The 13,477-nt window shown below is 67.9% G+C and carries 10 protein-coding genes; 2 read left to right on the top strand and 8 right to left on the bottom strand.

The window, feature by feature from the left end:
* Nucleotides 1-495 precede the first annotated feature (495 nt).
* Together AC1DYK_RS09435 and AC1DYK_RS09430 are read left to right on the top strand one after the other, a co-directional pair.
* Nucleotides 496-2,082 (top strand): hypothetical protein, encoded by a 1,587-nt coding sequence (locus tag AC1DYK_RS09435; RefSeq protein WP_478166036.1) that lies wholly within the window; start codon nt 496-498, stop codon nt 2,080-2,082.
* A 10-nt stretch (nt 2,083-2,092) separates the two neighbouring features.
* Nucleotides 2,093-5,515, top strand: coding sequence for a DUF6519 domain-containing protein (locus tag AC1DYK_RS09430; RefSeq protein ID WP_478166035.1), 3,423 nt, complete (start codon nt 2,093-2,095; stop codon nt 5,513-5,515).
* Between the two features lie 95 nt (nt 5,516-5,610).
* Here AC1DYK_RS09430 and AC1DYK_RS09425 read toward each other — a convergent pair whose 3' ends face one another.
* Genes AC1DYK_RS09425 through urtA form a run of 8 tightly spaced genes read right to left on the bottom strand, consistent with a single transcriptional unit; the run spans nt 5,611 to nt 13,229 of the window.
* Entirely contained in the window at nt 5,611-6,654 is a 1,044-nt protein-coding gene (locus tag AC1DYK_RS09425) for an aliphatic amidase (RefSeq protein ID WP_478166034.1), read from the bottom strand.
* A 10-nt stretch (nt 6,655-6,664) separates the two neighbouring features.
* A complete protein-coding gene (locus AC1DYK_RS09420; protein ID WP_478086258.1) occupies nt 6,665-7,006 on the bottom strand; it encodes an FmdB family zinc ribbon protein in 342 nt (113 codons plus the stop codon).
* Nucleotides 7,007-7,022: 16 nt separating this feature from the next.
* Nucleotides 7,023-8,255, bottom strand: a complete 1,233-nt coding sequence (fmdA, locus tag AC1DYK_RS09415) for a formamidase (RefSeq protein ID WP_478156419.1) — start codon at nt 8,253-8,255, stop codon at nt 7,023-7,025.
* A 37-nt stretch (nt 8,256-8,292) separates the two neighbouring features.
* Nucleotides 8,293-8,982, bottom strand: a complete 690-nt coding sequence (urtE, locus tag AC1DYK_RS09410; RefSeq protein ID WP_478086262.1) for an urea ABC transporter ATP-binding subunit UrtE — start codon at nt 8,980-8,982, stop codon at nt 8,293-8,295.
* Between the two features lie 23 nt (nt 8,983-9,005).
* On the bottom strand, nt 9,006-9,749 hold the full coding sequence (gene urtD, locus AC1DYK_RS09405; protein WP_478156420.1) for an urea ABC transporter ATP-binding protein UrtD: 744 nt from the start codon (nt 9,747-9,749) through the stop codon (nt 9,006-9,008).
* Nucleotides 9,750-9,762: 13 nt separating this feature from the next.
* Nucleotides 9,763-10,962, bottom strand: a complete 1,200-nt coding sequence (gene urtC / locus AC1DYK_RS09400; protein WP_478166033.1) for an urea ABC transporter permease subunit UrtC — start codon at nt 10,960-10,962, stop codon at nt 9,763-9,765.
* A 46-nt stretch (nt 10,963-11,008) separates the two neighbouring features.
* Entirely contained in the window at nt 11,009-11,923 is a 915-nt protein-coding gene (urtB, locus tag AC1DYK_RS09395) for an urea ABC transporter permease subunit UrtB (protein ID WP_478085940.1), read from the bottom strand.
* Between the two features lie 40 nt (nt 11,924-11,963).
* On the bottom strand, nt 11,964-13,229 hold the full coding sequence (gene urtA, locus AC1DYK_RS09390) for an urea ABC transporter substrate-binding protein (RefSeq protein WP_478166032.1): 1,266 nt from the start codon (nt 13,227-13,229) through the stop codon (nt 11,964-11,966).
* Nucleotides 13,230-13,477 lie beyond the last annotated feature (248 nt).

Genomic DNA, 13,477 nt, shown 5'->3' with positions numbered 1-13,477 from the left:
CGACAACTGGTTCATCGAGACCTGCGACGAATGGACCGTGCCCTACATCGGCGACCTGCTGGGCGCGCGGCCGATCCGTCCGGTGCCCTCGGCCGGCGTCAGCACGCGCGCCTGGGTCGCCAACACCATCGCCTACCGCCGCCGCAAGGGCACGGCGCTGGTGCTGGAGCAACTGGCGCGCGATGTCACCGGCTGGCCCGCAGCGGCGGTGGAGTTCTTCCAGCGACTGGGCACCACCCAGCACATGAACCACGTGCGCCGCGCGCCCACCGCCACGGCCTGCGTGCGCGACGCCGCGGCGGCCGAGCTGGCGCAGGCCTCGGCCGGCGCCTTCGACCCCTTTGCCCACACGCTGGAGGTGCGCAACGCCGACACGCGTGGCGGCCGCTTCAACATCCCCAACGTGGGCCTGGCGCGCCGGCCGACTTCATCAGCGCACGCGAGGCGCAATCAGGTGGCTGGTGGCACATGCACCCGGCGGGCGTGGACGCACCGGTGTTCAACCGCCCGCCCACCGAGACCGGCAGCGGCGCCATCACCCAGGCTGCGCGCGAGGAACACACCCCGGCCCCGCTGCGCCCGCTGGCACTGCATGCCGAGCTCGTGCGGCTGCGCACCGAACAGGCCGAGCCGGCGCCGCGCTTCATGACCGAGCGCGATCCGGTGCTGCGCTGCTTCGTGCGGCTCGCCGGCGAGACGCTGCCGGTGGAGGTGCCGCGCGAGGACATCTGCATCTGCGAGATCCCCGACACCGTGGAACTGGCCCAGCCCACGCCGCGCGTGCCGGCGCTGGACCTGCTGCGCGGACGCATCGCGTTCCCGGCCGCGCTGGACGTGAAGGAAGTGTGGCTGCATGCGACCCATGCCAGCGTGGCCGACATCGGCGGCGGTCCCTACGATCGCGGCGCCGCACTGCGCGCGGCCAGCCGCGCGGCCGACGAAAGCCGAAGCGGCTTCTTCGACCCGCAGGTCTGGCAGGTGGGCGTGTCGCACCTGCTGCCCGCGGGCGGCATGCTGTTCCCCACCCTGCGTGCCGCCGTCCAGGCCTGGAATGACGAGCCGGCGGGGCGCACCGGCGTCATCGTGGTGATGGACAGCCTGACGGAGATCGACGACGACCCGCTGGAAATCCGGATCCCCGAAGCCTCGCAACTGCTGGTGGTCGCCGGCCAATGGCCGCTGCAGCCCATCCCCGACGCGCCGCCCGGCAGCATGGCGCGCGTGGCCGGCCGCTTCGAGGCCCGGCAGGTGCGCGCGCATTGGCAGGGCCTGCTGAAGGTGAGCGGTACCGCCGACGCCGACGCGTCCGACCCGGGCGCGCTGTTCCTGCACGGGCTGCTGCTGCAGGGGCCCCTGCAGGTGTCCGGCCGCCTGGGCCAGCTGGAGCTGGCGCACTGCACGCTGCTGCCCGACACGGTGCAGGGCACGCAGCACCTGCAGGTGGGCGTCGACAGCCCGCGCCTGCAATTGCGGCTGCTGCAAAGCCTTTGCGCACCGGTCACCGTGGCCGGCCCGGTGCGCGGGGTGGAGGTGGCCGACAGCATCGTCGGCCTGGGCCTCGCCGACGGCGCTTCGGCCCCGGCGCTGGACGCGCCCGAGGCCGCGCTGGACCTGCAACGCACCAGCTTCTTCGGCGGCGTCAACGCGCTGTCGCTCAATGCCAGCGACTGCATCTTCGACGCACCGGTGCTCGCCGAGCGTCGCCAGGTGGGCTGCGTGCGCTTTTGCTACGTGCCCCCTTCCTCGCAGGTGCCGCGGCGCTACCGCTGCCAGCCGCAGCTCGAGAGCGAGACGCGCATCGCCGACCTGCCCGCCAACGCCACGACCGCCGAAAAGGACGCGGTTCGCGCCGAGGTCGAGGCTACGGTGCGGCCGCTCTTCGTCTCGCGCCGCTACGGCGACCCGGCGCTGGGCCAACTGGAACTGCGCTGCGCGGCGCAGATTCGCACCGGCGCGGCCAGCGGCGCAGAGATGGGCGCCTACGAACACCTGCAGCAGCCGCAGCGCGAGGCCAACCTGCGCGATGCACTGACCGAATACCTGCGCCTGGGCCTGGCCGCCAGCGTGCATTTCGCCAATTGAGGAGGACACCATGAAAGCCGATCTCTCCCGCGAGACCTTCGAGCCCGGCGCGCACTACACCGCCGTGCGCATGCAGCAAGGCCGCGTGATCACCGATGCGGATTTCAACGAGGAAGGCGACATCACCCGCCGCCGTGCCGAGTCGCTGGCCGAGGACGTCATCGGCCAGAGCGGCGCGCCGGCCGAGAACGCCGGCTTCGCGCTGTCGGCCGGCATGGTCGCGCTGGCGGTGCATGCAGCCGATGCCAACAGCGTGTGGATCGCCGGCGAAGACGGCGTGCTGCTGGTCAGCACCAATGGCGGCGCGGCCTGGACCGTGGCCGCCACCGGCAGCACGCGGCACCTGCGTGCCATTGCGCGCGCCGCCAACACCGGCTGGGCCGTGGGCGACGGCGGCACCGTGCTGCGCACCAGCAACGCTGGCAGCACCTGGACCGTGCAGAACGCCGGCAGCCTGCAGCATTTGCGCGGCGTCGCGGTCTTCGATGCCCAGCACGCCTGGGCCGTGGGCGACGGCGGCCTGGTGCTGCGCACCGTGGACGGCGGCGCCAACTGGACGCGCCACGCCAGCGGCGTTCAGCGCCTCTACGCCGCGGCCTTCGCCAACGCGCAGGAAGGCCTGGCCGTGGGGCCTGGCGGCGCGATCGTGCGCAGCAGCAACGGCGGCGCGGGATGGACCCGCGTGCAAAGCGGCAGCAGCGCCACCTTGCGCGCGGTGTCGCTCGCCGGTGGCCAGGCCTGGGCGGTGGGCGACGGCGGCACCGTGCTGCGCAGCGCCGACGGCGGCGCGACCTGGACGACCGCCACCAGCGGCAGCACCTCGCGGCTGCGCGCGGTGCGCTTTCGCGACGCCAACAATGGCTGGATCGCTGGCGAGGACGGCGCGCTGCTGGTCACCACCAATGGCGGCGCCACCTGGACCGCGCAGACCGTGGCCGGCGGTCCGGCACTGGCTGGCCTGTCGGTGGCCGGCACGGAGCAGCCCTGGCTGGTCGGCGGTGGCCAGGCCTGGCGCGTGCAAGCCACCGGCGCCGGTGCGCCTGCGGCGCTGCCGGCGGCGAGCCTGCGCATCGGCGCGGGCCGCTACTACGTGCAGGGCCAGCTCTGCGAATGGGAGCAGGCCGCCTCGCTGGCCAACCAGCCCGACGGCGGCGTGCCGGCACGGCTGCCGGCCGGCACGCACCTGGTCTACCTGCGCGCCTGGCAACGCCATGTGAGTGCGCTGGAGGACCCGGGCATCCGCGAAGTGGCACTGGGCGGCCCCGACACCGCCACCCGCGCGCAGCAGGTGGCGCAAGTGCGCACGCTGGCGCTGCCGGTCCCGGCCAACAACGCACCCTGGCACTGCGGCGCCGACGTGGCCGCCTGGAACGCCCTCACCGCCCCGCCCGCCGCCCGGCTGGCCGCGCAGGCCGAGCCCGAACTGGCGTCCACCGGCGTCTGCGAGATCGCCGCCACGGCCGGCTACCGCCGGCTGGAGAACCAGCTCTACCGCGTGGAAATCCACTCGGTGGACGCGGCGGGCGCCGCCACATTCAAGTGGTCGCGCGAGAACGGCTCGGTCAGCTATGCGGTGCAGGAGATCAGCATCGACGCCAACCGCACCACGATTCGCCTGGCGGCACGCGGGCGCGATGCCAACCTGGACCTCACCCTGCACGACCGCGTGGAACTGGTCGACGACGAGGCCGAGCTGCAGGGCCGCGCCGGACAACTCTTCGACTACCTGCAAGACGGCGACGATGCGCTGGAACTGGTGCTGGATGGCGTGCCCACCGGCACGCTGGGCCAGGACCCGGCGCGCCACCCCGTGCTGCGCCGCTGGGACCACACGCCCGCCGTGGCCGGCGAGCACGCGCTGGCGGTGGAGGAAGGCGACTGGATCACGCTGGAGGATGGCGTGCAGATCCGCTTCGCACCCGGCGGCAGCTACCGGCCGGGCGACTACTGGCAGATCCCGGCGCGCACCGCGACGGCCGACGTGGAATGGCCGCGCGACAGCGACGGCGAACCCGTCGCCGAGCCGCCGGCCGGCGTGCGTGACGGCTGGGCGCGGCTCGGCCTGGTGACGGTGGACGCCAACGGCCTGGTCACGGCCATCACCGACTGCCGCGACCTGTTCCCGCCGCTCACGAAAATGACGCAACTGCTCTACGCAGGCGGCGACGGCCAGAACACCACGCCCGGCGGCGCGCTGCCCGAGCCGCTGCGTGTGCGCGTGATGCGCGGCGCGCTGCCCGTGCCCGGCGCGCGCGTGCGCTTCACGGTCGAGGCCGGGGCCGGCAGCGTGGGCAACCCGCCGGCCAGCGGCTTCGACGCCACCTGCAACGCCCAGGGCCTGGCCGAATGCCCCTGGCGGCTGGGCACGCCGCAGAACCAGCGCGTCCGTGCGCATCTGCTGACCAGCGGCGGCAGCCCGGTGGCCGAGCAGGTGCTGGTGTTCGCGGCCACCGCCACGACGCCGCCCACGGCCGGGGGCGGCGGTTGCGAGGTCACGATCGGCAAGGGGGGCGACTTCCCCGAACTCAGCAGCGAACTGCTGGAGAAGTTGCTGGCCGCGCGGCCCTCGCTGTGCATCTGCTTCCTGCCAGGCACGCACCGACTGGAGGCCGGCCTGACGCTGGATGCGCCCTCCACGCAGCCGGTGCGGCGCCTGTCGTTGCACGGCTGCGGCCCCACCGCGGTGATCGTGGCCGCCGCCCCGATCGCCCTGGCCGGCCTGGCCGCGCTGGAACTGCGCGATCTGCATTTGCAGCTCAGCGAGCGCGGCATGATCGCGTTGACCAACAACACCCAGGTCGAGCTGGACGGCGTGAACGTGGTCGGCAAGAACGACAGCCCACTGCCCTGGCTGGCCGTCGGCAGCACGCGCGTGCTGCGCATGCGCGGCTGCACGCTGCCGGCGGCGGTACGGGCGGCCGCGGTGTTCCAGGACATCACCGGCCTGTGCGAGATCACGCACTGCCAGTTCGCGGGCGACGTCGCGTTCTACGGCATTCCCGACCCCGAGGTGCCGCGCGACGCGCTGCTGCGCGCGCTGCAGCCCGGTGATTTCGAGGTCCAGCCCGGCGTCGGCCAACTGGTGTTCGCGAGCAACCTGCTGACGCGGCTGACGATGGGCATCGAAACCATCAAGCTGCTCACCGCGAAGCGGGCCCGCGGCCTGTTCCAGACGGTGGTGCTGCAGGGCAACACCTTCACGGCCGACATGGTGCTGTGCGCCGGGAACTTCATGAGCGTCAGCGGCAACCACTTCACCGCCACCCAACCGCGCTCCAGCACCTACGGCATGCTGATCGCGCGCCGCGCCGCCGCAAGCAGCAACGTCGGCGAGCTGTTCGGCGACAACGCGACACTGTGGTTCCTGGTGACCAAGGGCGAGTTCCGCGGCGCGGCGAACATGGTGTTCACGATTCCGCAGTCGCTGTCTTAGGGGTCGGCAAGCCTTTGATTTTCTTGGGACTGCCGTTCGCTTTCACCCCTACCAGGGCTCCTGCGTAATGCGCCAGGATTCGAGCGGATCCGGCATCAGCGGTGCACGCCGGCCGTGTCTTCGTTCGGGATGCCCACGATCGGCGCCTCCGCGGTGCCGACGGTGCTGCGGGTAAAGGACTCGACCATCTCGCGCGTGCCCTGTGGATCGGCGATCCACTTGGCATAGAAGTCGTAGGGGCAGTCGGCCACGCCCTTGTCGCCCTCGCGGGAGTTGATCAATCCGGTGTAGCCGCGGTGAACCAGCTTGAAGAGGTGGTTCTCCGACTGGCCGTGCTTGCGGAAGTCGCGGATCAGGCTCTTGCTGAGCGCCGCGTACTGGATACCCATTTCCTCCTCGCCGCATTCGCCGAGCGTGCGGCCGTCGAAGCCGATGATCGCCGAGTGGCCGAAATACGAATAGACGCCGTCGAAGCCCGCCGCGTTGGCGACCGCCACATAGGTGTTGTTGGCGAAGGCCATTGCCTTGCTGATGAGGATCTGCTGCTCCTTCGCCGGGTACATGTAGCCCTGGCAGCGCACGATCAGCTCGGCGCCCTTCATCGCGCAGTCGCGCCAGATCTCGGGATAGTTGCCGTCGTCGCAGATGATGAGGCTGATCTTGAGCCCCTTCGGCCCGTCGCTCACATAGGTGCAGTTGCCCGGATACCAGCCCTCGATCGGCACCCAGGGCATGATCTTGCGGTACTTCTGCACGATCTCGCCCTGGTCGTTCATGAGGATGAGCGTGTTGTAGGGCGCCTTGTTCGGATGCTCCTCGTGGCGCTCGCCGGTGAGGGAGAACACGCCCCACACCTTCGCCTTGCGACAGGCCTCGGCGAAGATCTCGGTCTCGGCGCCGGGCACGGTGGCGGCGTTCTCGTACATCTCGGCGCTGTCGTACATGATGCCGTGGGTGCTGTACTCGGGAAAGATCACGAGGTCGAGGCCAGGAAGTCCGGACTTCATGCCGACCACCATCTTCGCGATCGCACGCGCGTTGTCGAGCACCTCGGCACGCGAGTGCAGGCGCGGCATCTTGTAGTTGACGACCGCGACACCTACGGTGTCCTTGCTGCTCGAGATATCTCCATGAATCATGGTGCTGCTCCTAGTGGCTGATCATCCAGGGCCGTTTGGTCGGAAAGGTCTTGGCACCGTTGGGCGCGGTCACCGTCGCGCCACGCTTGGCGCCACTGCAGCAGCCGCAGCCCGAGGGATGCCTGAGCCGCGCGTAGTCGCCCGAGCGCTTCGGCTCGTGCGCCGCACGCTCGTTGACCGCGATGGCGCGGCGCGTGCCGTCGGCCATGAGCGCCAGGCGTGGTGCGCCCGACATCACGCGCGGCGAGGCGCCGCCGCAATCCGGGCAGTCCGCCGGCAGGTCGCGCTGGCTCACGCTGCGCAGTGCATCGAAGCCGCCGCAGTCGTCGCACCGGTAGTCGTAGGTCGGCATGCTGCTCGCGCTCCGGTCAGGCAAGGTCGGGCGACAGCGGCATGTCGATCTTGCCGTCGATGAACCTGGTCGGCCCGTTGGCGTTCGGATTGATGTCGAAGTCGAAGATCTGCGTCGGCAGCCAGAGCGTGGCGCAGGCATTCGGGATGTCGACCACGCCACTGATGTGGCCCTGCACCGGTGCGGTGCCGAGGATCGAATAGGCCTGTGCGCCGGAATAGCCGAACTTCTTCAGGTACTCGATCGCGTTCAGGCATGCCTGGCGGTAGGCCACGTGCACGTCAAGGTAGTACTGCTTGCCCGCCTCGTCCACCGAGATGCCCTCGAAGATGATGTAGTCGTTGTAGTGCGGCGTGATCGGGCTCGGCTTGAAGATCGGGTTCTTGATGCCGTACTTGGCCATGCCGCCCTTGATGAGCGTGACTTTCATGTGCACCCAGCCCGCCATCTCGATGGCGCCGCAGAAGGTGATCTCGCCATCGCCCTGGCTGAAGTGCAGGTCGCCCACCGACAGGCCGGCGCCGTCGACGTAGACCGGGAAGAAAACCTTGGAGCCGCGCGAGAGATCCTTGATGTCGCAGTTGCCGCCGTGCTCGCGCGGCGGCACGGTGCGTGCGCCCTCTGCGGCTGCCTTGGCCCTGGCCTCGCCGGTCATCTTTCCCATATGGGCGGTGCCGGCCGAAGGCGGATTCGCCAGACCGGGCACGCGATCCGGGTCGGTCGCGATGAAGTCGATCTCGCGCTTGTTCCACATGTCGAGCATCGCCCTGTCGGGCAGGCAGCCGATCAGGCCGGGATGGATCAGTCCCGCGAAGTTGACGCCCGGAATGTGGCGCGAACTGGTGAACATGCCCTTGAAGTCCCAGATCGATTTCTGCGCCTCGGGAAAATGATCGGTGAGGAAGCCGCCGCCGTTCTTCTTCGAGAAGAAGCCATTGAAGCCCCACAGGCTGTCCTGCTTGGCGCCGATGTCCAGGAGGTCGACCACCAGCAGGTCGCCCGGCTCGGCCCCCTTCACGCCGACCGGGCCCGACAGGTAGTGCACCGTGGTCAGGTCGATGTCGCGCACGTCGTCGGCGCTGTCGTTGTTCTTGATGAAGCCGCCGGTCCAGTCGAAGGTCTCGAGGATGAAGTCGTCGCCCGGGTTCACCCAGCAGGCCATCGGGATGTCCGGGTGCCAGCGGTTGTGGATCATCTCGTTCTCGGTCGGCGATTTGGTCAGGTCGACCTTGATCAGCGTGTCGGTCATTTGCAATGGCTCCTGGGGTGGTTGTCGAAAGGGGAGTTCAAACGGAGAGATAGGCCTTGATGTGGTTCACGTCGGTCTTGTCGCGCGCGGTCTCGTGCACGAAGATCCCGCCCTCGATCACGAACAGGCGGTCGGCAACGTCCAGCGCGAAGCTCAGCACCTGCTCCGACACCACGATCGTGATCTCGCGCAGCTTGCGGATCTCGTTCAGCGCCTTCGCGATGTCCTTGATGATCGAAGGCTGGATGCCCTCGGTAGGCTCGTCGAGCAGCAGCACCTTGGGGTCGGTCACGAGCGCACGCGCGATCGCCAACTGCTGCTGCTGGCCGCCCGACAGGTTGCCGCCCTTGCGGCGCTTCATGTCGAACAGCACCGGGAAGAGCGCGTAGATTTCCTCGGGAATGCGGCGCGTCTTCGAGTTCTCCAGGCCGGTCTGGATGTTCTCCTCCACCGTCAGGGTCGGGAAGATCATGCGGCCCTGCGGCACGTAGGCAATGCCCTTGGCGACCCGTACGAAGCTTTCGTCGCGCGAGACGTCGCGGCCGGCAACGCTGATGCTGCCGCTCTTGATCGGCAGCACGCCCATCAGGCTCTTGAACAGCGTGGTCTTGCCCATGCCGTTGCGGCCCATGATGGCGATGGTCTCGTTCCTGCGCGCCTGGAACGAAATGCCGTGCAGCGCCTCGCTCTGGCCGTAAGAGGTGTAGAGGTCCTTGACCTCCAGCATGGCTGTGCTCATGTCATTTGCTCCTAGTGGCCGAGGTAGACGTCGATCACGCGCTCGTCGGCCTGCACCTGATCCATCGGCCCTTCGGCCAGGATCTTTCCCTGGTGCATGACCGTGACCTTGTGCGCGATGCGCTTGACGAATTCCATGTCGTGCTCGATCACGATCACCGACCGGCCCTGGCAGATGCGCTGCAGCAGGTCAGCGGTGAGCTCGCGTTCGCGCGCGCTCATGCCGGCGATCGGTTCGTCGAGCATGAGCAACTCAGGCTCCTGCATCAGGAGCATGCCGATTTCCAGCCACTGCTTCTGGCCGTGGCTGAGCAGGCCGGCCTCGGTGTCGAGCTTGTCGGACAGGTGAATGTCGGCCGCGACCGCGTCGACCCTGGACCTCACCTCGTCCGTGCACTTGAAGCCGAGCGCGCCCATGACCGATCGCCCGGCCGGAAACGACACCTCCAGGTTCTGGAACACGCTGAGGTTTTCGTAGATGGAGGGCGTCTGGAACTTGCGGCCGATCCCCAGTCGCACGCGGCGGTATTCGGCCATCCTCGTGAGCTCGGTGTTCTTGAACTTGATGCTGCCGGCACTCGCGCGGGTCTTGCCGCAGATCAGGTCGAGCAGCGTGGTCTTGCCGGCGCCGTTCGGGCCGATGATCACGCGCAGCTCGTTCTTGTCGATGTACAGCGTCAGCGCATCGATCGCCTTGAAGCCGTCGAAGGAGACGGTCAGGTCCTCGACCGCGAGTGCGAAGTCGGTGTTGCTCATGGGTGCTTTCCGGTCAGGCGCGCTGGCTGCTCACGCCATCGGGCAGGGATGGCTCCTCGGCGGCCTGGGGCATCGCCTTGACGACGGGGAGCTCCGCCTCGGGTGTCGCGGCCGGCGCCTGGCCCTTGCGGGCGGCCATGTGCCGCTTCCACCGGGGCACCACATGCTCTTCCCAGACGCCGGCCAACCCCATCGGAAAGGCCATCGTCACGCCAATGAAGAGCGCGGCCATCAGGAACAGCCACAGGTCGGGAAAGCTCTCCGAGAAATAGGTCTTCCCGGCGTTCACCAGCAGCGTGCCGTACACCGCGCCGACCAGGCTCATGCGTCCCCCGACCGCCGCGAAGATGACCATCTCGACCGAGGGCACGATGCCCACGAAGCTCGGCGACATGAAGCCCACCTGCAGCGAAAAGAGCGCGCCGCCGATGCCGGAGAGCGCAGCCGCGAGGCAGAAGACGAAGACCTTGAAATTGGCCACGTCGTAGCCCGAGAAGCGCACCCGGTCTTCCTTGTCGCGCATGGCGAGCAGGAGCGTCCCGGCCTTGCCGATCTGGATCCAGCGGCAAAGGAAGATGCTGCCGATCAGCAACGCCACGCAGATGTAATAGAGGAGGTACTTGGCGCTGTCGGTGCGGGTGTCCCAGCCAGCCAGCGTCTTCAGGTCGGTCATGCCGTTGACGCCGCCGGTGTACCCCTGCTGGCCGATGATCAGCACCGTGAGGATCAGCGCCACCGCCTGCGTGATGATCGCGAAATAGACGCCGCCCACGCGCCGCTTGAACATCGCGAAGCTGATGATCCAGGCCAGCAGCGTCGGCACCGCCACCACCGCGAAGAGAGCGAACGGCAGGTACTTGAAAGGCACCCACAGCCACGGCAGCTCGGTCAGCTGGTTCCAGTCCATGAAGTCCGGAATCCCGGGCGTCGACTGGATCCTGGTCGTGACCGGATCGGAGGCTTCCAGTTTGAGGAACATCGCCATCGCATAGCCGCCGAGTCCGAAGAAGATGCCCTGCCCCAGGCTCAGCACGCCGCCGTAGCCCCAGACCATCACCAGGCCGACGGCGACGAAGGCATAGGTCAGGTACTTGCCGATCAGGTTGAGGCGGAAGATGTCGAGCGTCAGCGGCAGCACGACCGCGAGCAGCACCGTGAGAAGCAGCACGCTGGCGAGCTGGTAGCGCCTGATCCAGGCTTGCAGGGCAATCATTGGAAACTCCGTGGCAGGTTGTTTCGTGGCTTCTTCAGCGAATGCATCAACGCCGCACCTTGCTGGCGAACAGGCCCTGCGGCCGCATCATCAGGATCAGGACGATCAGCGACAGGGTGAGCACCTTGGCCATCGAGCCGGCCATGAAGAACTCGGTCACCGACTGCGTCTGCGCGATGCCGAAAGCCGACACCACAGTGCCGAGCAGGCTGGCCGCGCCGCCGAAGGTGACGACCAGGAAGGAGTCGACGATGTAGAGCTGGCCGGAGGTCGGACCGGTCGAGCCGATGGTCGTGAAGGCAGCGCCGGCCACGCCGGCCACGCCGCAGCCGATCGCGAAAGTGAGCCGGTCGGTGCGCTTGGTGTCGATGCCGGTGGCATTCGCCATCACGCGATTCGCCACCGTGGCGCGCACCCGCAGCCCCCAGCGGCTCTTGTTGAGGGCGATCAGCATGCCGACGGTGACCACCGTGGTCAGGACCAGCACGAACATGCCGTTGATCGGTATGTCCAGCCCCGGCGCCGGCGCCCAGGAGCCCAGCAGCCACTCGGGCAGAACCGGGCTTACCTCTTTCGGACCGATGAAGGTGCGGAACATCTGCTGCATCGCCAGGCTCACGCCCCAGGTCGCGAGCAGCGTGTCGAGCGGGCGCTTGTAGAGGTGCCGGATGAGCCCCCACTCCACCAGCCAGCCGGCGACGAAGGCGAAGAAGAAGGCCAGCAGCACCGCGACCGGAAAGTAGTACGGCAGCAGCGTCGGCGCGTTCTTCTCCACGATCGTCGAACCGAGGTAGATCGTGTAGGCGCCGATGGTCATGAACTCGCCATGGGCCATGTTGATGACGCCCATCTGGCCGAAGATGAGCGCCAGGCCCAGGCCCATCAGCAGCAGCACCGCGAACAGGCTCAGTCCCGCGAAGCCCTGCATCAGGCCGATGTTCATCAGGTCGGTGAAACTCATGGACGATCTCCGGTGGCGAACGACGCTGCTGCTGGCCTGCTTACTGGTAGCCCTTGGGGAACGGGTCCGGCCTGATCAACTCGGGCGACTCCGATACGACCTTGAAGCTGCCGTCGAGCTGGCCCTGGGCGATGCGCGACTTGCTCCACAGGTGATGGTTCTCGTCGAGCTTCACATAGCCCTCGGGCGCCATCTTGAGTTCGATGCCGGGCGACGCCGCGACCACCTTGTCGACGTCGAAGCTCTTGGCCTTCTCGACCGCTGCCTTCCACAGCCACGGGCCCAGGTAGCCGGCCTGCGTGACGTCGCCGATCACCGCGTCCTTGCCATACTTGGCCTTGAAGGCGGCGACGAATTTCTTGTTGTTTTCGTTGTCCAGGCTCTGGAAGTACTTCATCGACGAATAGAAGCCGGCGAAGTTCTCGCCGCCGACGCCTGTCATCTCGTCCTCGGTCACCGCCAGCGTCACCAGCAGCTGCTTGTCGCCGGTGATGCCGGCCGCCTTCAGAGCCTTGTAGAAGGCCACGTTGGAGCCGCCTACCACCGCGGCGAAGATGCAGTCGGGCTTCTGCAGCTTGATCTTGTTCATCAGCGAGCCGAAGTTGGTGCTGCCCAGCGGGTAATACTCCTCGCCGACGACCTTGCCCTTCTGGAAGTTCTCGATGTGCTTGCGCGCGATCTTCATCGAGGTGCGCGGCCAGATGTAGTCGGACCCGATCAGGAAGTAGGTCTTGGCCTTCTTCTCGTTCTTGGCCCAGTCCAGGCTGTAGATGATCTGCTGGGTGGCTTCCTGTCCGGTGTAGAACACGTTGTGCGACTGCTCCAGGCCTTCATAGAAGGTCGGGTAGTACAGCAGGCCGTTCTCCTTCTCGAACACCGGCAGCACCGCCTTGCGCGAGGCCGAGGTCCAGCAGCCGAAGACCGCCGCGCAATGGTCGTTGATGAGCAGCTTCTTGGCCTTCTCGGCGAAGGTCGGCCAGTCGGAGGCGCCGTCTTCCTTGATGACCTTGATCTTGCGTCCGAGGATGCCGCCCATCGCGTTGATCTGGTCGATCGCGAGCTGCTCGGCCTGGATCGAGCCGGTCTCGCTGATCGCCATCGTGCCGGTGGACGAGTGCAGCTGGCCGACGGTCACCTCGGTGTCGGTCACCGCGAGCTTGGTCGTGTTCACCGAGGCGGTCGGCTGGCCGAAGCTCAGGCCGCTCAGGCCCAGCGCCGGCAGCGCGGCGGCGCCCTGCAGCAGTCGGCGGCGGCGCATTGCGATGCGCTCGGGCGAATCGAGCGAAGGTTCTTGGTCGCGGGACATGGCGGAATCTCCAGGCTGGGTTGAAAAAAAAAGAGACAAACCGGTGACGCCATGCACCATCTCTGTGCGGCGCATCGCTTCACCATGGACTGGACTCTAGGAAGGGCGGGCCCCGAACCGAATACGTCAATCAACGTAGCTGCCCGCGGCGCGCGGCCTGCGAGACTGGGCGGCCGTTTCCTTCATCCGCGGAACGGACAAGGAGCGCTTCTTGCAGAGACATCGGCAAACACCCTTCCTGAAAGAAT

This window comes from Variovorax sp. P2_H12, assembly GCF_056403395.1.
Note: the sequence above shows the minus strand (reverse complement) of the source record. Positions and strands in the feature narration are given on the sequence as shown.

Bases quoted from the DNA above. Each gene is read 5' to 3' on its own strand.
- urtE (WP_478086262.1), bottom strand. From the start codon at position 8,982: ATGCTGGAGGTCAAGGACCTCTACACCTCTTACGGCCAGAGCGAGGCG.
- AC1DYK_RS09430 (WP_478166035.1), top strand. From the start codon at position 2,093: ATGAAAGCCGATCTCTCCCGCGAGACCTTCGAGCCCGGCGCGCACTAC.
- urtC (WP_478166033.1), bottom strand. From the start codon at position 10,962: ATGATTGCCCTGCAAGCCTGGATCAGGCGCTACCAGCTCGCCAGCGTG.
- urtB (WP_478085940.1), bottom strand. From the start codon at position 11,923: ATGAGTTTCACCGACCTGATGAACATCGGCCTGATGCAGGGCTTCGCG.
- urtD (WP_478156420.1), bottom strand. From the start codon at position 9,749: ATGAGCAACACCGACTTCGCACTCGCGGTCGAGGACCTGACCGTCTCC.
- AC1DYK_RS09420 (WP_478086258.1), bottom strand. From the start codon at position 7,006: ATGCCGACCTACGACTACCGGTGCGACGACTGCGGCGGCTTCGATGCA.
- urtA (WP_478166032.1), bottom strand. From the start codon at position 13,229: ATGTCCCGCGACCAAGAACCTTCGCTCGATTCGCCCGAGCGCATCGCA.
- fmdA (WP_478156419.1), bottom strand. From the start codon at position 8,255: ATGACCGACACGCTGATCAAGGTCGACCTGACCAAATCGCCGACCGAG.
- AC1DYK_RS09425 (WP_478166034.1), bottom strand. From the start codon at position 6,654: ATGATTCATGGAGATATCTCGAGCAGCAAGGACACCGTAGGTGTCGCG.